The following is a 20,769-nucleotide window of genomic DNA, read 5'->3' on the forward strand; positions in this document are numbered from 1 at the left end:
AGGAGAAAGAGAAAGATGAAACAGAAAAGTAGTAGAAGATGGAAAAGTTTAAGTTTAGTGTTGTTGTTATGTATGACAATTATAGGAACAACAAAAGTTGGTGTATTAAGAGCAGATGTAGTTGAAACAGTAGATCCTGTTATTACAAGTCGTTTGCTGGTGGCAGATGGAATTACAATTCCAAATGTGAAATTTAAATATGAATTTCATGCGACAGGATATAACGATACAACAGATGTATCAAATACACCTAATATCAATAGTGTTTTTATTTCAATGACTGATAATGAAAAACAATTAGATACCACAAACGGGGGTTACGTTATTGAAAAAAGTGTAGCAGTTCCAAAACCAACTGGTTTTACAAAACCTGGGGTATATACATATACAATTAATGAAGCAATTGGTACGTATAATGATGCAACAGGAATCATGAATGAAGTAAAAGGTATGACTTTTGATCCTTCAATCTATGAAATGCGCGTATATGTAAAACTAGTAAATGGAAGTTTTCAAATTGATACAATCACAATTGAAAAAGATAATGAAAAAGTTGATGGAAGTGCAACAGAAAAAGGATTGCTATTTACAAATGTATTAAAAAAGGTTGCAGGATCAGATGAACAAGAAGTAGATGAAACAGGAAGGTTAGTTTCTTTCTCGGTAGAGAAAAGGGTTACTGGTGAGTACGGAGATTTAAGTAAAGAATTCGAGTTTAACTTTGCAATTGGTACATCACCTACAGAAACAGAAAGTAAAAATTATACATATTATATTGTGGATATGTTAAACAATGGAGCAAAAGTTAGTTCAGATGAATTATTTGTGTTAACACCTAACGGAAAAACTTCACTCTCTGTAAATCTAAAACATGGGCAACGTGTCGTATTCTTAGAATTACCTGCTGGAACAACGGTTAGCGCAACAGAAACGCATGATGCTAAATATACTGGTTCATATGATATTACACAAAATGGTGTAGAAATCACAGGTAAAAATACCCTTGTTGGAAGTGGTTCAAAAGATCTATATATTTCATACTATGATGATATAAATAAGCCAACTGTACTTGGAGAAAATGCAAATAAAGCACTTGTAACAAACACACATGTTGAAGTGAACTTCACTGGATTTGTCGTTGACAGCTTTCCATTTATTGTATTAATCGTAGTTGGTTCAATCGGACTATATATGGCATTACGTAAAAAACGTACAAGTCACTAAGGAAATATAATTACTCATGCAAGAAAAGAAAGGATATATTGATTTTTGGATACTTGTTGTACGGTTTATGCATAAACTAATGAATCGAATCATCATTCTCCTATGTATTTTGATGATAGCGTATGGTACATATGCGATGTGGGACAACAACAAGACAACTATCGCTGCATCAACAAAACAATATAAAATCTATAAACCAAGAACTGATAGTCATGTATCCTTTGATGAATTGATTGCAAAAAACAACGATGTATTTGCATGGTTGTCCATTGATGGAACTGCTATTGATTATCCAGTAGTTCAAGGCAATAATAACAGCAAGTACATGAAGACAAATCCATTAGGTGAACCTTCACCTAGTGGGGCTATCTTTTTAGATGCTAGAAATAGCAAAGATTTTCAAGATTTTAATAGTATTATTTATGGACATCATATGAATAAAAATGCGATGTTTGGACAACTTCATACCTTTACACAACAAGAAGTTTTTCAAAAGAATGCAACAGGTTCATTATTCTATAAAGATACGACTTACGCGCTTGATGTTGTGGGAATCTTAAAAGCAGATGCGTATGATATGGATGTATATCAACCAGCAATCAAGCAAGATTATAAAAAAGCACAGTATGTAGATTACTTGCAAAGTAAGGCTGTACATTGGAGAGATACAGCGATTCAAACGGATGATCGTATTTTATTGCTTAGCACATGTTCAAATGATACAACCAATGGACGCTACATTTTAGTGGCAAAAATTTCAGATGAAATAGTACATCCAAGTATAGGTAATCAACAAATAATCGATACCAAACCAACAGTCAAGACAAATGGGCATTGTTTATGGATAATTGTTGGAATAATGATGTTGATTATCATCTTCGTTGGAGTGTTGTTACTATGGGTAAGTAAACACAAAAAGAAAGAAGCAAACAAGGAAGATATAGATACCAATTCCGATTCTTTATAGATAACAATATAAGTTATATTGTTATTGAAATAAAAAGTACAAATACTTTATATAAAAAGACAAGCACAATATGAAAAAATATTGTATAATACCTCATGGTAGGAAGTACTAACATAATATGTAGTATGGATGCTGTGTAACAAAGGTATGGAATTGTAAGGTAAGTGAAGACTTGCAAAGCCATGTTTGCGTAAAAAATCAGATATCGATTGCGTGCTATTGGAGAGAGCAGTAATCCTATGATATCTACATTATGCAAAAGAGAAAGAATAAATGAGATTGGATATAACAAATTAGGGTGTAAAGCGGAAGTCGGATATGATATGGTGACTTTACTTGCCTTAGGTATAACATACAAATCTCATGAACAAAGATGATTCCAACGAGTCATCTTTTTTTCGTTTGAATGAGTTGTTTAATTATTTGTGTAATGATACCATTCTACTGTATAAATAATAATTGTGTGTGAAAGAATAAGACAGGGAGCATAATATACGTAGAATGAAACTAGAAAATAAGAAAAAGCATTACTGGAAATTGGATCTCAAATCGCAAAAGCTCCGTTTATTTTTGATGGTCCTTTTTTTAGTATCTCTTGGATTTAGCATGATTCAAATTGAACACAAATTTCAAACGCCAAATCATTATATTGAAACACGAAGAGTAAATAATCAAATAAGCCAAGTTTCGCATATAAGTACATATGATTATCAAAATCCAATTGCCATTGGTAGTGATGTGGATTACAAACGCTCCATCAATCGTGGTTTATCAAGACTCGACGAAGGAGAAGCAATCGCTAAAAAATACGCCGTTATTGCTTCAGATGAAGATGGAAAAAACGGAATTATCAAATCCATTTATGATGTAGTCGGAAAACCAGTGACGTACCAACAGGATGTACTTTTCGTACTTGACAGCTCAAGTTCTATGAATATGTATGCACAACAAGCTTACGCAGCACAAACCATTCATTGTTTACATGATGAACATTATTATAAAATTCCTGCACGTACATTTATTAATACAAGCAATAAAGACATTTACTTTCAGCCAAACAAATTCTTTGGTTTATTGATCTGGTCAAACATTTCCCAACAACAGTGGGAGAATTTCACAAATACATACAATTTAAAAAATACAGAAGTAACCCAGCAGATGATTGAAGCATGGAATCCAGTGGTACATCATTATAAAAAAGAAGATACGAAATATGTTCATATCAAAGCGGATGCAAAACAACTTAAAAACCATGCGTTTGCTAGTCCACAAAGCCATGTAGATGGTTGTACAGATCGATTATCGATTGCGAAGTCTTCGATTCAGTCGCTCACTCGAAGTATGTTGAAAGCAAGTGAGGGAAATCAAATAGGGTTTGTTTCTTTTTCTGGAACACATACGGATTACACGGCTTTTACAAATGAATATGCAACAATTATTGAAGGAATTCATAATACAAAAAGTGATGTAGAAGGAAACACAGATGCACTTTTTTCTTATGTTGAAAAGATTGTAAATGAAAGAAAACAACAAAGGGAAAGTGTACCAATGAAAATCATTTTGATTTCAGATGGAGCATCTACTCATGATCAAACATCACTACCCATCATCAACCGTATAAAAATGTTAGATGATGTCGAGATATTTGCAACAGGTATTCATGTTGAAAATGATACTGTATTACGTGCATTCGCTTCTGATGAAACACATTTTATGAATGCAACAAGTGAAAATCACTTTGTTGAATACTTTAAGAGTTTGACTACAGAGTTAGTTACAAGACCTGAAGTGAATTTAACTTTTACACTATCTGAAGCATTTACTATATATTGTGATATTACACACCCAATTACCATTGGTGACAAACAATATACTGGTATTGATCAAGTCCCAAGTTCATTGTTAGAAATATCAAAAGATGCAAAAGCATATCAGTGGAATATTGGAGCGATTGGTTTAGATGGTCAACGGCTATCTTTTTACACAAAGATGGATGAAGACATACGATACACCACAACAGGTACGCACAATTATTCAACAACAGATAAAGCACAACTAAATTACAGGGAATTACTTGCAAGTGTTGATGGCATAGCTAGTGGAAATCAAATTATGATGCCACTATATCAATTGCGAGAAGTATCTGTATTAAATAGTCAGCTCGAAACAAAAAAGCGAATAAAGAAAATCGATGGCAATACTATTACCTATCAAATAGATGTTTATAACAATGGTTCGATGGATTTACGTAATATTGTGTTAGTGGAATTCTTAGAAGATAACATTACATATGTTAATGACGAAAAAAATACAAGTGAAAAACGATATGTGAATTTTAAAATTGATGAACTAGCAGCGGGTAAACATGCAATCATTACTTATGAAGCTATTGTTGATAATGATACACTTGATATATCAACGCAAGCGAATATTGAAATTCGAAGTTATGAAGCACATAGTAAGGCAAGTCGTGCAAAGGATGTACTCATGTCACAAGAATACTTATATCGTGAGCATAGTTCGAATACATATATGGCTGAGTTTTGCGGTTTTATAACTGTTGCACTTGGTTTATTGTTGCTACGCTTGCGTAAAATTCGAAAGCGAGCAAATACTACAAAAAGCAGTTAAAATTACGACACCAAAATCACTGGTGTCTTTTTCATTTATCTAAAATCTTCATATGGAAATGGTAAAGAACAAAGAAAATAGGTTAATTATGGACTATAAGGATACATTTTATGCATTTTATAAGAAAAGTCCGTTAAATTAACGCGCAAAAGTTGTTTATCAATGGTATACTAATAAATGATAGTAATTTTCAATAATCTATGTTATAGAGTTGAAAAGTATAAGGGGTAATAATAATGAAAGATGACATTAATCTAGCTTTATTGATTGACGCAGATAACGTATCGGCAAAGTATATTGGTTATATCATGGAAGAGATTCCGAATTATGGTTTACCAACGCATAAGCGAATCTATGGTGATTGGACAGACTCGCATATGAACAAGTGGAAAGATGTTCTATTGGAATATTCGATTCAACCGATTCAACAGTATTCATATACCGTTGGAAAAAACGCGACAGATTCTGCACTCATCATTGATGCAATGGATATTTTGTATGAAGATAAAGTTGATGGATTTTGTATTATAAGTAGTGATAGTGATTTTACTAGACTTGCTGCACGTTTACGTGAAGCTGGTAAAATCGTTATTGGAGTTGGAGAAAAGAAAACTCCTAGACCATTCATCGTCGCATGTGAAAAGTTTATATATTTAGAAACGTTATCAAGTTCACATGAAGCAAATGATGAGGTCACTCAAAAGCGCATTGTAAGTAGCCAGGATGATATTCGTTGGTTAACAAAACAAGTTCGTGCTATTATTAAAGATATTTCAGATGATGATGGTTGGGCTAACATGTCATCTCTGGGAAATATGTTAAGTAAGAGATTCCCTGATTTTGATACACGGAATTATGGGTACTCGAAGTTAACACCGTTGATCCAGTCGCTAACGAGTTTTGAAATTCAATCCATACGAGCAAAAGACTCGCATGTTGAACACAAGCTTGTTCGCTACAAGGGAAAACGAAGTAAATAGAAGTTAGAGGGCGATACTATGGAAGAAATGAAAAGCAGAATTGAACAGATTAAAACCGATGCATCAAGTGTTCAGGAAAAGAAAGAAGCACTAATTCAACTTGGAAAACAAATGATCCAAGAAGAAAAAGGGCTTGTTGGTGAGGTGCAAGAAACTTTACACAACACTTGGGACGAACTTCAAGATGAAAATATCCCAGCTCACATCAATTTGCAATTGGAAAATGAATTCCGTCAAACGATGAAGAATTTAACGAAAGAAATTAATCGTAATGAATTTCAATTAGAAGGAAAACATGCAAAAGAAGAAATTCTTGAAAGCATGGAAGAACTTAGAAATTCAACTTCATGGAAAGACGTTATGGGTAAATTATATGCCTTAAAAGACAAATGGGCAGACTTACCATATGCTGGTAAAGATGTAGATGCAGAACTATCAAGAAAATTTGATGAAGCATTCAATGAAATTATGTCAAAGAAAGATGAGTTCTTTGCTCGTCTAGATGAAGCTAAAGATGAAGCGCGTGAGAAAAAACGTGCATTGATTGATCGTGCTAAAAAAGCTAGCCAATCAACACAATGGAAAGAAACTTCAAAAGAAATGAAGACTTTGATGGATGAATGGAAAACATCAGGAAATATCAACAAAGAAGAAAATGATCAACTTTGGGAAGAATTCAATGATGCACGCCAAGCATTCTATAAAGCACAAGCCGTTTTCTTTGAAGAACGCGATAAACAACAAGTAGAAGCAAAAGCGAAAAAAGAACAACTAGTAAGTGAAGCTCAAGCATTATCATTAAGTGAAGACTATAAAGAAACTTCACAAAAAATGAGGGATTTAATGGCAGAGTGGAAAGCCGCTGGATTTGCTGGAAAAGATGTCGATAATGAATTGTGGGATGCATTTTCAACCGCACGTAACACATTCTTTAAACGACAAGATGACTTCTATCAAGAGAAAAAAGGTCAATTTAGAAGCAAACTAGAGGATGGTATCAATCGACGTAAAAAACAATTGGATGATTTAACTGCAATTAATCACGATCTTGAAGCGGAAATTGCGGAAATTCGTGCACAAGATGCTCCACTTGGTAACCAAGACAATCGTTGGGAAATCATGAATGAAAGAAATCAACAAATCGATAAATTACAATCATATATTGATGAAAATTTAAGAAAAATTTCTGGAATTCGTGCAGAGCTTAACGACATGTTAAAGAAGATTGAGGACGTAAAAGAGTAGTTCATTATTGAACTATTCTTTTTTTCAAAAAAACTTTTCAAAAAAGAAAGAATATATTATATAATATAGTTGTAAAGTAGAGGAGATAACATATGAAAACAGTAGTAGTTATTGAGAAGATTGAAAATCAAATCAGTGCAATTCAAGCAAGTATTCAAAGAGCTATGAAATCTTACTATGCAGAAACAGGGTTAAGTAAGACACATACACTTGTACTTCGCGAAGTAAGAACATGTCAGCCAATTACGTTAAATGAGCTTTCAAGCAATTTATCTAAGGTACCAGCGAACATGTCAATTACCGTAAGTGAATTAGAAGACGATGGATACTTGGAGCGTGAGCGTTTTGTTGATGATCGACGTGTGACGAAAATCAAATTAACTTCAAAGGGTGAAGAAGTGGTAAATCTTTATGATTCATATTTGGAGAAGAATCTTAAAGAAATGGTCGAAGATGAAAAAACACTGAAAGATATTCTGACAAAGCTCAACACAGTATACGAAAAAGTTAAAAAGTATTAAGAGAAAAGCTTGTATAAACATTATTGTAATACTTGATAAAATGGTTTATTATTAGGTTATGGATATATAACTATCCGTACTACTTACATTTATATTTCTGGTTAAAACCGCCCCTCCAAAACAGGTTTTAGCTAAGTAAATATAATGATGTGAGAACTTTTCTCTTTTGGGAAGACAGCAATGCTGTCTTTTCTTTTTTTATATTGAAATACCAAAATGAATATGCTATGATTATCTAGCAGTAAAAACATAGGGGCATGGTCCAATGGTATGATAACGGTCTCCAAAACCGCTGATGGGAGTTCGATTCTCTCTGCCCCTGCCATGTAATAAATTTGTCGAAATCACAAGGTTTTGACTTTTTTTATTTTCATGTATCATCTAAGAAATATGATATAATAAGTTACGGACTCAAGCGTTCGTGGCGCAGTTGGATAGCGCACTCGACTCCGACTCGAGAGGTCGCAGGTTCGAATCCTGTCGAGCGCACCATAGAGAATTAACATCAAACTATATGTTTGGTGTTTTTTAATATAGTCTTGCTTTTTAAGTATATATCACTTACGATAGTGGTGCGGGGGGACTCTTCGGAGTTGAGAAGGTAAAACCTGACCCTTTGAACCTGTTGGTTAAGACCGACGTAGGGAGCAATCAATACAAAGATAGTATTTGATAAGGACGCTCCATTTTTGAAGTGTCCTCTTTTTTTATCTATGATTTGTTGCTGCAACACAAGGCTTCCGCATATGCGAAGTCTTTTTTTGCGTATGCGATGTACTGTTGCTGATTGCCTACCAGATACAAGGAGGTAAGATGAAAAACGTATTAAGTATAGCTGGTTCAGATTGTAGTGGTGGTGCTGGTATTCAAGCAGACTTGAAAACCTTTAGTGCCAACGGAGTGTTTGGAATGAGTGTAATTGTTTCGGTTGTAGCTGAGAACACAAACCGAGTTATTTCTATTGAAGATGTGAGTCCTAAAATGATTGGAGAACAAATGGATGCAGTATTTGAAGATATTGAGGTAGATGCTGTAAAGATTGGAATGCTTTCTACACCAAAATGCATGGAAGTAGTAGTACGTAAGTTAGAACAGTATAAACCAAAACATATAGTTATTGATCCTGTAATGTATGCAAAGAATGGGTGTCCTTTGATGGAAGAAAGTTCATTAGATACACTTATTTCAAAAGTGCTTCCATTTGCAGAAGTACTTACACCAAACATTCCAGAAGCAGAAAAGATTACAGGAATGAAAATTCAAAGTGTTGATGATATGGAACAAGCAGCAAAAGCAATACTTACACTTGGATGTAAAGGCGTCATTATAAAAGGCGGTCATCGTGAGGGAAGTGCACTTGATGTATTGTATGATGGAGAAGTTTTTACGCATTTTGAAACTGAGCGAATTGCGACAAAACATACACATGGAACAGGGTGTACGTTTTCATCTGCAATTGCTGCACAGCTTGCAAAAGGTCGTTCGATTAGAGAAGCAACAAGTATTGCAAAAACGTATGTCATAACAGCCATTACACATGGACTGAATATAGGAAAAGGTTGTGGTCCAACAAATCATTTCTATGCACTATATAAGAAAGCAGGATTGTTGAATCACGTAAATGAAATCGTTGAAGAAATAGTGGAGGTAGCAAAATGATTCAGCAAATGCAGTTCGCATTAAAACAAGTACAACAAAAAAGACCATTGGTCCATCATCTAACAAATTATGTAACTGTGAATGATTGTGCCAATATTACATTAGCGATAGGTGGTTCGCCAGTTATGGCAGATGCAATTGAAGAAGTAAAAGATATGGCAAGTATGGCAAGTAGTGTGGTATTGAATATGGGAACAATAAACAAAAGAACACTTGCATCTATGATTACAGCAGGAAAAACAGCAAATCAAAAGGGAATACCTGTAGTATTTGATCCTGTAGGTGTAGGAGCAACAAGATATCGCAATGAGAGTGCGTTAGAAATTCTTTCAAAAGTTACATGTGATGTAATTCGTGGAAATGCATCAGAGCTATGTTTTTTACTTGAACGAAAATCAGAGACAAACGGAGTAGATGCTGCAATTAATGCTCAAGATTATGATATACAAACTATGGTTGTGAATTTGGCAAATACATTTCATTGTGTGGTTGCATGTACTGGTGCGATAGATATTATTAGTGATGGAAAGAAAGTGATTAAAATTTATAACGGACATAAACAAATGTCTGCAATTACTGGAACTGGTTGCATGTGTACAAGTTTAATTGGAGCATATTGTGGAGCAAACGATGATACTTTTATTGCGACGTGTAGTGCATTAATAAGTATGGGTATCGCAGGAGAACTTGCATATGAAAAAACCAAACAACAAGGACTTGGACATTTCCATATGGGGATACTTGATGAAATTGGTAAATTAGATGCACAAACAATAGCACAAGAGGCAAAATACGATGAAACCGAATATTGATTATCGTATCTATCTTGTTACTGATCATCAAAGTTTAGGTGGTCGTGATCTATGTGAAGCAATCGAACAAGCAATTCTTGGCGGATGTACACTTGTACAAATACGTGAAAAAAACAATCAAACAAAAGAATTCTATGATGAAGCAATCCAGGTAAAACGGATTTGTGATCGATATAATATTCCTTTGATTGTAAATGATCGCATCGATATTGCACTAGCAATACAGGCAAGTGGTGTTCATGTTGGACAAAGTGATCTTCCAGCAAATGTAGTTCGTAAAATTGTTGGTGATGATATGGTAATTGGTGTTTCAGTAACAAATCTTAAACAGGCGATACAAGCCAGGGAGGATGGAGCAGATTATCTTGGAGTTGGTGCGATGCATCCTACAGGTACGAAAAGTGATGCTACTCTTGTAAGCAAAGAGGAACTTGCTCGTATTAGAAGACATATCGATTTACCAATTGTTGTTATTGGTGGGATTGGTATGGATAATGCAAGAACATATGCTAATATGCATATCGATGGATTTGCTGTAGTTTCTGCGATACTAGGACAAAGTGATATTCAACAAGCAACAGAAGGTTTAAGAAAAGTGTTTGTCGAATGAAAAAAGGGCTGTAACGAATACAGTCACAAAAAAATATATGTATGAATACACAATTAAGTGAGGCTCACCAATATACCTTTCCTCAGCTAGAAGAGTACACCAGGAAACAACATATCTTTTCGCAAGATTTATCAATCGAAATTGACATCCAACAACCACTTAAAAGTTATATTTCATCGCTTGAAGTGATCGCGGATTACTGGTACTATTTTATAAATAAGCTACAGAGAGATTACTTTTCTTTTATGTAGCAAATAGAAATATAGAACGGCATGAGCCAAATTTATATTAGGTTGATTAAACGGAAGGAGGCATTGGTGATGGTAATTTTGATGTAACGGCAAGACCATTATAGAAAAATCGGTCTTATGTATATATAGAAAACAAAAACTTAAATAAACAGGAGGGCTATTATGGCTTACTTTAATTATAAATCGCACAATATTTATTATGAGGAAATCGGAACTGGTACACCACTTTTAATGCTACATGGAAATACTGCTTCGTCTGTTATGTTTTCAGAAATTGCTGTGAAATACAGTGATAACTTCAAAGTGATTTTAATAGATTTCCTAGGTCATGGTAAATCAGACCGACTTGCAGAATTTCCTGCTGACTTGTGGTTTGATGAAGCACAGCAGGTTATCGCTTTTCTTAAAGCGAAGGATTATAAAAACGTAAATGTTATTGGCAGTAGTGGTGGCGCATTAGTAGCTATCAATGTAGCCTTGGAAGCTCCCGAGCTTGTAACAAAAGTAGTGGCAGATAGCTTTGAAGGTGAAATACCTCTAAAAGAGTTTACAGCGAACGTTGTTGAGGACAGAGAACTTTCAAAGCATAATGAAAATGCGAAAATGTTCTACCAGCAGATGCAAGGGGATGGTTGGGAAAAAGTAGTAGACAACGATACACTTGCGATTGTTCGACATGAAAAAGAGATTGGAAAGTTTTTTCATAAGGATTTAGCTTTTTTTAAGCCTGATATTCTTATGACAGGCAGTAAACAAGATGAATTTGTCGGGAGTATTTCACCCACTTATTTTGAAAAAATTTACGGGGAAATGCTGTCTAAAATCGGGCATGGAACGATGCACTTATTTGAAACAGGTGGTCATCCTGCGATGATGTCAAATCAAGATGAATTTGTTTCAATAAGCAAAGCTTTCTTTGCAAAGTGAGATGATGAGCAAAGACCATGTTCCACACTTAAAATCTCGCCTTTCTAGAGTATAAAAATAACCTTTTCCCTATGGTAGCAAACATGCCGCCGTAGGGCATTTTTATCTAGCAATGTCCTGTGTCTTGCGTGACTATTGTTCCCTCTGTTGCTGCTGCAAAATGCTAAAAACGCTCTTGCAAAGTTGCTTGGCGGTCAGCTTGACGTATTCTGCTTTCTACGCCATTCCATGCAGCGAAGAGGATTAAAAAACGCTAAAAAGGAAGTTCTCTTGGTTTGTCTTGGATACAATCTAAAAAAATATCATAATAAGAAGCATGGACCGAACATATTAAATTAATCATGTTCAATCAAAATCTACATAGATGTTTTCATAATGCCTTAATTCCAGATATTTAAGGTGTTTTTTGCATAAAAGTTATAAAAAAAGAGGCTGATAAACCTCCATAAATCATAAACTAATCTATTTTGTTACAGCCTCTTTCATTTCAATTCACATTTACAAGCGGCTACTATTTAGTAAGTGTATACACACAGTACAATAATAATAAAACAACAATACAAAGACCTAAAATGATACAACTTAATATGACAATGTATGGTTTTTCATCATTTACGTCTTTTTCGGTTTTATGTACCTCTACGAGAGGAATGGAATTTCTTTGATCTAGAGTTTTTTGACTCTCTACTTTTTCTATAGGCACTGTTTTCATTTTTGCAAATGCTATGTAGCAAAAAACTGTTTGTACCAATACAAACATAAAGTAAATAGGCATTAAAACTATAGACACAGAATAAAGAATTCCTGCAGTTAATGCAAAAGCTCGTTTATTCATGAAAAGAGCCAAACCATTAAAAAGTACTGCAACTATAACAACTACAAAGTGTGGGATAATTAGCATAAACCCTAGAGCGGTTCCAACCTCCTCCGCACTGTTTGAAGATGGTGATAAGCCAGTTAAGTAAAATACTTCATACACAATATACACTACACTTAATACAAAAGATATCAGCAATAATCTATTCTTTTTCATTATTCTCTCCCTACATTTTTTACACACAAATATTACTTTCATGAATCTTAATAATTCAAATGATATAACTTATTATACTAAGAAATCGCTATAAACTGCATTAAAAACTACAAGTTAGGATCAAGTTTATTTATATAGAGATGAAAAAATATATTAATATGAAATGATAAAATCGCATTGTTTCGTGATAGTTAAAAATTTCACAAATTAGCTTCAGAGTATTTCATGTCCATAATTGATATGTTATACTTTTTATAGAACATACAAAATAATGAATATGCAAAGGATGAATACAATGAATATAAACACGATATTGTTGCGGTATGTTGTCGAAGTTGAGAAAAGTAAATCTATTTCAAAGGCTGCAGATAACTTATACATGGCACAACCAAATTTAAGTAAAGCAATTAAAGAACTTGAGGAAACTGTAGGGTTTCCAATCTTTGAACGCGGACCCAAAGGAACCATTCCAACGGACTTAGGAATAGAATTTATCGAGCAAGCACATAAAGTACTTGCACAAATTGATGCGATGGGAAATCTTGCTTCGGGGAAAAAAGAAGGAACGATTCACTTTGATGTGTCGATTCCTAGAGGAAGTTATATTTCTGAAGGTGTTCTTGATTTCGTGCGTGGTTTAGATTTTAAAGTACGCACCGAAGTATTATTCCAAGAGACAAATGCACTAAAGGCAATTCATAATGTATCTGAACATCGCTTTAATCTAGGTGTCATTCGTTATGAAAAGAAAAATGAATTGTATTTTAAAGACTACTTGTATGAACGTAATTTAAAAACGGAAACGCTTTGGGATTTCCAAGAAATTGTTTTAATGTCGAAACATCATCCATTAGCAAATAAAGAAAAAATTGAACTTTCTGATCTTGAACCATATATTGAAATCGTATATGAAGATGAAGTATTACCATATTTTCATCAATTGAAGAAACGACGCGAACAACCAACGAGTAGCAAGTTATCGATATTTGAACGTTCGAGTCAATTTCAATTTCTTTCGACAGTGAGTGAATCATATACATTTGCTTCACCAATTCCAGAATACCTACTGGAACGTTATGATGTTGTACAACGCAAGGTATATGGAATTCGTGATACCTATAAAGATGTAATTATTTATCGTAAAGATTATGAACTTAGTGATTTAGATAAAGATTTCATCAATAAGCTAGATCAAGCTAGAAATAATGTAGCTTTTCTAAAGTTAAAGTAATTGCTATATATTACATTATAAATAACCATAGATAAATATTATATATCAATAATGAATCGTTATTTGGTAGTATAAACCCACAACATTCGTTAGTGTCCTTTATATGACTTAGATATTATGCGCTCAAGCGACTTGTTAGCTAAAAGCAAGTGAGGGAATTGCTTGTGAAGAATGTTGGGAGTTTAACAAGTCAGCATGAAAAAAGAACATGTTCATATTTTCACAAAGATATGGAGATGTCCTTTTTTTATATATCCGCAATAAAAGTTGCAGTGTTAGAATGTGAAAGTAGATAAAAAGGAGGTCTAGATTTTATGGCTAGATATACGATACCAAGAGATGTGTATCACGGAAAAGGATCACTTGAAAACTTAAAAGATTTAGTAGGTAAAAAAGCAATCGTTGTTGTTGGGGGAGGAAGCATGAAACGCTTCGGATTCCTAGACAAAGTAGAAACGTATTTAAAAGAAGCAGGAATGGAAGTTCAACTATTTGAAGGTGTTGAACCAGATCCATCAGTAGAAACCGTTATGCGTGGAGCACAAGCAATGCGTGAATTCCAACCAGATTGGATTGTCTCAATCGGTGGTGGATCACCAATTGATGCTGCTAAAGCAATGTGGGTATTCTATGAATATCCAGAAACTAAATTTGAAGATATTATTACTCCATATAGTTTCCCAACATTACGTCAAAAAGCAAAATTCTGTGCGATTCCATCAACGAGTGGTACAGCAACAGAAGTAACTGCATTCTCAGTTATTACAGATTATGAAAAAGGAATTAAATATCCATTAGCAGACTTTAACATTACACCTGATGTAGCAATCATTGATTCTACATTAGCAGAAACAATGCCTCAAAAGCTAACTGCACATACAGGTATGGATGCTATGACACACGCAATTGAATCATATGTGTCTACATTACATTGTAACTATACTGACCCACATGCATTGCATGCAATTAAATTAATTACAGATTCTATTGTTGCTTCATATGAAGGTGACAAAGAAGCTAGAGAAACAATGCACGATGCACAATGTTTAGCAGGTATGGCATTCTCTAATACTTCACTTGGTATTGTTCACTCAATGGCACATAAAACTGGTGCTGCATATAGTGGTGGACACATTGTACATGGTTGTGCAAATGCTATGTATTTACCAAAAGTTATTAAATTCAATGCAAGAGAACCAGAAGCTGCAACACGTTATGCACAAATTGCAGATTCATTATACTTAGGTGGAAACACAACTGCAGAAAAAGTGGAATTATTGATTAACCACATTCTTACATTAAACAAAGAATTAAATATTCCAACATGTATTAAAGATTATGAAGGTGGAATCATTGATGAAACTGAATTCTTAAACAAACTTGATGAAGTTGCACAATTAGCTGTGGATGATGCTTGTACAGCAACAAACCCACGTACGATTGATGCATCACAAATGGCACGCTTATTAAAAGCTTGTTACTACAACGAAGACGTAGATTTCTAATTACTAGAAACACTGTCGTTTGCGAATAGTTGTCACTTTTGTGGCAACTATTTTGTCGCTTATTAATGAAGAGGTCGCAATGGAAAAATATATTGAATCAAAGAAATCGAATTGTAAAAACTGTTATAAATGTATCCGTAAGTGTGCAGTAAAATCCCTTAGTTTTTTAAATGATCAAGCCAATATTATCGGTGATGATTGTATTTACTGTGGAGAGTGTTATCTTGTTTGCCCACAAGATGCAAAGTACATTCACAGTGATGCAAATAAAGTAAAGGCATGGTTAGCAGAAGGTAAGCAACTTGTTACAAGTATTGCACCTTCTTACAATGCACTAAACGATACGGATTTCTTTTTGCTGAAGCAACAACTGTTAGATCTTGGTTTTACAGATGTACAAGAAACTGCAATTGGAGCATATATGGTAAAAAACACATATGAAACATTATGTGCTAATATGCAAAACGATGTGATTATTTCATCATGTTGTCATAGTGTGAACTTATTGATTCAAAAACATTTTCCTGAAGCATTAAATGCACTTGCAAATGTTGTCACACCAATGGAAGCACATGCAAGAAAACTAAAAGACACCTATCCAGAAGCAAAAGTTGTTTTTATTGGTCCATGTATTTCAAAGAAAGCTGAGATTGATGATACACGTTCAAGCACTGATGTTGTATTGACCTTTGATGAACTTCTAGATCTAGGCTTATCTGCATATATGAAACCAGTATATTCTACTGGTGATTATCAACTATCGACGCGTAGTTTTCCAATTTCAGGAGGGATATTATCCACGATGAAACAAGAAGAGAACCGTACTTATTTAGTAGTTGATGGACAAGAAAATTGTGTGCAAACTATCCAAGATGTCATTGATGGAAAGATTCATCATTGTTTTATTGAAATGTCACTATGTTCAGGCAGTTGTGCAGGTGGTCCAGTATTACGCAAAAGTGGATATACACGTGTACCAAACACACTACATATTCAACAAAAGGCAAAGCAACATGGTGAAATACTTGAAATAGATATTCCAAACTTAGAGACAACTTTTGAAAGTCGCAAGCAAATGACTTATCGAATTAGCGATCAAATGATTAATGAAGTGCTAGCAAATATTGGGAAATTAAAGGTTGAAGATGAACTAAACTGTGGTGGTTGTGGATATAATACATGTCGTGAAAAAGCAATTGCAGTTATTCAAGGAAAGGCAAACTTAGAAATGTGTTTACCGTATCTTCGTGATCGTGCAGAAACATTTTCTGATAATATTATTCGCAACACACCCAATGGGATTATTGTATTAAATGAAGAATTTGAAATCGAACAAATGAATGAAGCAGCATGTAAGATATTTAATATTGAACATAGCTTTGAAATTATTGGGGATCAAGTAGTACGATTATTAGATCCTAAGTTAATTATGGATACGTATTTTGATGGAAAGAATACATATGACAAACAAATCTATCTTGCTGAATTTGATAAGCACATCAATTTAACGGTTATTGCAGATAGAGCGTATCATATTTTAATTTGCATCATTCGTGATATTAGTGATGATATAAAGTTGCAAAGCGAACAAGAAAACTATCGTAAATCTACGATCGAAATCACGGATCAATTGATTGATAAACAAATGCGCACGGTACAAGAAATTGCATCTTTACTTGGAGAAACTACAGCAGAAACAAAGGTTGCTTTGACGAAACTGAAGGAGTCGATGGCTCGTGAATAATGTATATTTCGATGTTGGAATTAGTCATGTCAATAAACGCGGAGAACAGTTATGTGGAGACCATGTTGATGTTGTGAAAATGGAAGATGGTAGTAAAATCGTAGTCTTAGCAGATGGGTTAGGAAGTGGTGTAAAAGCGAGTATCTTATCCATTTTAACTGCAAAAATTATTTCCACAATGATGGCAAACCAAATGTCTTTAGAAGATTGTGTACAAACCATTATCAACACGCTTCCGGTATGTAAAGAACGACAACTTGCATACTCCACATTTTCCTTTGTGTATTTACATGCAAATTCAAGAGTTGCAGATATTGTACAGTACGATAATCCCAAAGCGCTTGTTTTTCGCGATGGAAAACAACTGGGGTATAATGAAACTGTAGAAATCATCGATGGCAAGCAAATTAGTCGAACACGGATCACCTTACAAGAAGGTGATTACATGTTGTTGATGAGTGACGGTGTTCTATTTGCATCCAAAGGACAGATCTTAGATTTGCAGTGGGATGAAAAACAAATTGCAACGTATATGGAACAGTCTTTGCAACTTCAAGAGAACTTTGATGCAAAGACATTCAGCAGTTTGCTTTTGCAAGAATGTTTATCACATTATGATAATCAACCAGGTGATGATATTAGTGTTTGTGCAATTCGTCTATGCAAACGCAAAAATGCGAATATTTTAATTGGTCCACCTAAAAATCCCGATGATGTAGATAAGATGATGCGCTTATTTTTCTCACGTGATGGATACCATGTAGTTTGTGGAGGAACTACTTCACAACTATGTGCCAAGTATTTATATAAACCGATAAAAATGAATCAGGTTTATGCAAATACAAATGTTCCACCTACATGTAGTATTGAAGGTGTAGACTTAGTTTCTGAAGGTAGTGTCACGATTCAGAAAGTTTTAGAATATGCAAAAGATCATACACATATGAATGAGTTGTATACTTACTGGACATATCAGGATGATGGAGCAAGTAAAATTGCTAAACTACTTTTTGATGAAGTAAGTGATATTCATTTCTATGTTGGGCTTGCAAAAAATCCAGCACATCAAGAACATCAAAGTGTAAGTTATGGTCATAAAATGGAAATGATTGAACAACTCGTTGCGGAGTTGTTAAAACTAGATAAAAAAGTAAAAGTAAATTACTTTTAGATAAAGGAGACCTATGTATAAAATTGTTGAAAAAGAACGATTAAATCCAACGGTTACGAAAATGGTAGTAGAAGCACCAGCAATTGCCAAAAAGGCAAAAGCAGGACAATTTATTATCCTTCGTTCACATGAAATGGGAGAGAGAATTCCCTTAACTGTTGCAGATTATGATCGTGAAAAAGGACTTGTTACGATTATTTACCAATTGGTAGGTCGTAGTACGATGTTACTAGATAACCTAGAAGTGGGAGATGCCATTCTTGACTTTGTAGGACCACTAGGTGTACCAAGTCATGTAGAAGGCATGAAACGTGTCTGTGTCGTTGGTGGAGGAGTTGGTTGTGCAATTGCCTATCCAACCGCAAAAGCACTATATGATAATGGCACAGAGGTAACTGTAATTACTGGATTTAGAAATAAAGATTTAGAAATCTTACGTGATGAATTTGAAGCAGTTAGTCATCATATGTATACGATGAGCGATGATGGAACTGTAGGAGAAAAAGGATTAGTCACAAATAAACTACAAGAACTACTTGATGCAGGTGAAGTGTTTGATGAAGTCATCGCAATTGGACCACTAGTTATGATGAAGTTTGTCTGCCAACTCACAAAACAATATGATGTGAAAACAACGGTCAGCATGAACCCGATTATGATTGATGGAACAGGAATGTGTGGATGCTGTAGACTAAGTGTAAACAACGAAATGAAATTTGCTTGTGTAGATGGACCTGATTTTGATGGACATCAAGTCGACTTCGATGAAGCGATTGCAAGATCTAGACAGTATGCAGACTTTGAAGCCAAAGCACGTGAAAAAGACTGTCACTTATTTCATAAGGAGGTGCGCTAGTTATGCCAAACATGAGTCCAAATAAAGTACCAATGCCACATCAAGAGCCAAATGTACGAAATAAAAACGTTGCAGAAGTAGCAACAGGATATACCTTGGAAATGGCACAAGAAGAAGCGGATCGTTGTCTACAATGTAAACACAAACCTTGTGTAAATGGATGTCCAGTAGGTGTGCAAATTCCTGAATTTATCGCCTTAATCAAAGAAGGAGATATCGAAGGAGCCTACGATAAGATTAAAGAAACCAATGCTTTACCAGCAGTATGTGGACGTGTATGTCCACAAGAAGACCAATGTGAAAAGCTATGTGTAAGAGCCATTAAACATGAAGCAGTCGGAATTGGAAGACTTGAGAGATTTGTCGCTGATTATCATATGGCAAATGGAGAAAACAAGATTCCAACAATTGAGAAGAATGGACATAAAGTAGCTGTAGTAGGAGCTGGACCTGCAGGATTAACTTGTGCAGGAGATTTAGCGAAAAAAGGATACGAAGTTACAGTCTATGAAGCATTACATAAAGCAGGAGGAGTACTTGAATATGGAATCCCAGAATTCAGACTACCAAAAGCGATTGTAAGTAAAGAAGTACAAGCACTCAAAGACTTAGGTGTTCACATGGAAACCAATATGGTTATTGGAAAAGTGTTTGATATTGATGAACTATTTGAAGATGGAAATGAAGCTGTATTCATCGGTAGTGGAGCAGGACTTCCAAACTTTATGAAAATACCTGGAGAAAACTTAAATGGAGTATTCTCTGCAAATGAATTTCTAACACGTTTTAACTTAATGAAAGCTTATGATGTAGAAGCTGACACACCAATTTTCAAAGGTAAGAAAGTAGCAGTTGTCGGTGGAGGAAATGTTGCAATGGATGCTGCAAGATGTGCAAAGCGTCTAGGAGCAGAAGTGTACATTGTATACCGTCGAGGAACTGAAGAATTACCAGCAAGAAAAGAAGAAGTGGAACATGCAATGGAAGAAGGAATTATCTTTAAGACATTGAATAATCCAGTCCAAGTACTTGGTGATGACAAAGGAAATGTAAGAGCGATTGAATGTGTACAAATGGAATTAGGAGAACCTGATGAAAGTGGAAGAAGACGACCAGTCATCAAAGAAGGAAGTAATTTTACACTAGATATCGATTGTATGATTATGTCGATAGGAACTAGTCCCAACCCATTAATTCACAGAACCACAGAAGGATTAGACACCAATAAGTGGGGATGTTTAATTGCAGATCCAAAAACAGGAGCAACAACACGAGAAGGTGTATTTGCTGGAGGAGATGCAGTAACTGGAGCTGCAACGGTGATCCTAGCAATGGGAGCAGGAAAAGAAGCTGCACAAGCAATGGATGAATACATTCAAAATAAATAATCTTAGATAAGATG

At 34.6% G+C, this 20,769-nt stretch carries 17 protein-coding genes, 2 tRNA genes and 1 riboswitch; of the genes, 18 read left to right on the forward strand and 1 reads right to left on the reverse strand.

All coding sequences use genetic code 11. The features are described 5' to 3' along the window. Positions 1-15 precede the first annotated feature (15 nt). The 12 genes from EDD63_RS02505 (at position 16) to EDD63_RS02560 (ending at position 11,827) form a co-directional block, all read left to right on the forward strand. Positions 16-1,224: a DUF7601 domain-containing protein gene (locus EDD63_RS02505; RefSeq protein ID WP_134168170.1), complete on the forward strand. Its 1,209-nt coding sequence runs from the start codon at positions 16-18 to the stop codon at positions 1,222-1,224. 16 nt (positions 1,225-1,240) lie between these two features. Continuing rightward, positions 1,241-2,191, forward strand: a complete 951-nt coding sequence (srtB, locus tag EDD63_RS02510; protein WP_134168172.1) for a class B sortase — start codon at positions 1,241-1,243, stop codon at positions 2,189-2,191. Positions 2,192-2,797: 606 nt separating this feature from the next. Further along, on the forward strand, positions 2,798-4,822 hold the full coding sequence (locus tag EDD63_RS02515; protein WP_166667521.1) for a VWA domain-containing protein: 2,025 nt from the start codon (positions 2,798-2,800) through the stop codon (positions 4,820-4,822). A gap of 236 nt (positions 4,823-5,058) precedes the next feature. Further along, positions 5,059-5,802 (forward strand): NYN domain-containing protein, encoded by a 744-nt coding sequence (locus tag EDD63_RS02520; protein ID WP_134168176.1) that lies wholly within the window; start codon positions 5,059-5,061, stop codon positions 5,800-5,802. Positions 5,803-5,820: 18 nt separating this feature from the next. Continuing rightward, positions 5,821-7,047, forward strand: a complete 1,227-nt coding sequence (locus tag EDD63_RS02525) for a DUF349 domain-containing protein (RefSeq protein WP_134168178.1) — start codon at positions 5,821-5,823, stop codon at positions 7,045-7,047. A gap of 92 nt (positions 7,048-7,139) precedes the next feature. Beyond that, on the forward strand, positions 7,140-7,568 hold the full coding sequence (locus EDD63_RS02530) for a MarR family winged helix-turn-helix transcriptional regulator (protein ID WP_134168180.1): 429 nt from the start codon (positions 7,140-7,142) through the stop codon (positions 7,566-7,568). Positions 7,569-7,819: 251 nt separating this feature from the next. Beyond that, positions 7,820-7,893, forward strand: a tRNA-Trp gene (locus tag EDD63_RS02535). A 90-nt stretch (positions 7,894-7,983) separates the two neighbouring features. Next, a tRNA-Arg gene (locus EDD63_RS02540) sits at positions 7,984-8,060 on the forward strand. 74 nt (positions 8,061-8,134) lie between these two features. Next, a riboswitch (TPP riboswitch) is annotated at positions 8,135-8,232 on the forward strand. A 149-nt stretch (positions 8,233-8,381) separates the two neighbouring features. Further along, positions 8,382-9,227, forward strand: coding sequence for a bifunctional hydroxymethylpyrimidine kinase/phosphomethylpyrimidine kinase (gene thiD, locus EDD63_RS02545; protein WP_134168182.1), 846 nt, complete (start codon positions 8,382-8,384; stop codon positions 9,225-9,227). Next, positions 9,224-10,039, forward strand: a complete 816-nt coding sequence (gene thiM / locus EDD63_RS02550; protein WP_208318291.1) for a hydroxyethylthiazole kinase — start codon at positions 9,224-9,226, stop codon at positions 10,037-10,039. Before thiD ends, thiM begins: the two co-directional genes overlap by 4 nt. Then, positions 10,023-10,649 (forward strand): thiamine phosphate synthase, encoded by a 627-nt coding sequence (gene thiE, locus EDD63_RS02555; protein WP_134168184.1) that lies wholly within the window; start codon positions 10,023-10,025, stop codon positions 10,647-10,649. Before thiM ends, thiE begins: the two co-directional genes overlap by 17 nt. A 413-nt stretch (positions 10,650-11,062) precedes the next feature. Further along, a complete protein-coding gene (locus EDD63_RS02560; protein ID WP_134168186.1) occupies positions 11,063-11,827 on the forward strand; it encodes an alpha/beta fold hydrolase in 765 nt (254 codons plus the stop codon). A 511-nt stretch (positions 11,828-12,338) separates the two neighbouring features. Here EDD63_RS02560 and EDD63_RS02565 read toward each other — a convergent pair. After that, positions 12,339-12,860, reverse strand: a complete 522-nt coding sequence (locus EDD63_RS02565; protein WP_134168188.1) for a hypothetical protein — start codon at positions 12,858-12,860, stop codon at positions 12,339-12,341. Between the two features lie 295 nt (positions 12,861-13,155). On the opposite strand from EDD63_RS02565, the gene EDD63_RS02570 reads away from it, so the two are divergent. The 6 genes from EDD63_RS02570 to gltA all read left to right on the forward strand — a co-directional run bounded on the left by EDD63_RS02570 (position 13,156) and on the right by gltA (position 20,755). Further along, entirely contained in the window at positions 13,156-14,091 is a 936-nt protein-coding gene (locus EDD63_RS02570) for a LysR family transcriptional regulator (protein WP_166667522.1), read from the forward strand. A gap of 314 nt (positions 14,092-14,405) precedes the next feature. Then, positions 14,406-15,596: an iron-containing alcohol dehydrogenase gene (locus EDD63_RS02575; protein ID WP_134168192.1), complete on the forward strand. Its 1,191-nt coding sequence runs from the start codon at positions 14,406-14,408 to the stop codon at positions 15,594-15,596. A gap of 79 nt (positions 15,597-15,675) precedes the next feature. Next, positions 15,676-17,340, forward strand: coding sequence for a [Fe-Fe] hydrogenase large subunit C-terminal domain-containing protein (locus EDD63_RS02580; RefSeq protein WP_134168194.1), 1,665 nt, complete (start codon positions 15,676-15,678; stop codon positions 17,338-17,340). Further along, positions 17,333-18,511, forward strand: a complete 1,179-nt coding sequence (locus EDD63_RS02585) for a SpoIIE family protein phosphatase (protein WP_134168196.1) — start codon at positions 17,333-17,335, stop codon at positions 18,509-18,511. The genes EDD63_RS02580 and EDD63_RS02585 overlap by 8 nt, the downstream gene beginning before the upstream one ends. 13 nt (positions 18,512-18,524) lie before the next feature. Continuing rightward, the gene (locus tag EDD63_RS02590) at positions 18,525-19,367 is read left to right on the forward strand and encodes a sulfide/dihydroorotate dehydrogenase-like FAD/NAD-binding protein (RefSeq protein ID WP_134168198.1); all 843 of its coding nucleotides are present in this window, start codon (positions 18,525-18,527) and stop codon (positions 19,365-19,367) included. Positions 19,368-19,369: 2 nt separating this feature from the next. After that, on the forward strand, positions 19,370-20,755 hold the full coding sequence (gltA, locus tag EDD63_RS02595; protein WP_134168200.1) for an NADPH-dependent glutamate synthase: 1,386 nt from the start codon (positions 19,370-19,372) through the stop codon (positions 20,753-20,755). The last annotated feature ends 14 nt before the right edge of the window (positions 20,756-20,769 follow it).

Origin of the sequence: Breznakia blatticola (assembly GCF_004365815.1) — a bacterium.
GTDB lineage: Bacteria > Bacillota_I > Bacilli_A > Erysipelotrichales > Erysipelotrichaceae > Breznakia > Breznakia blatticola.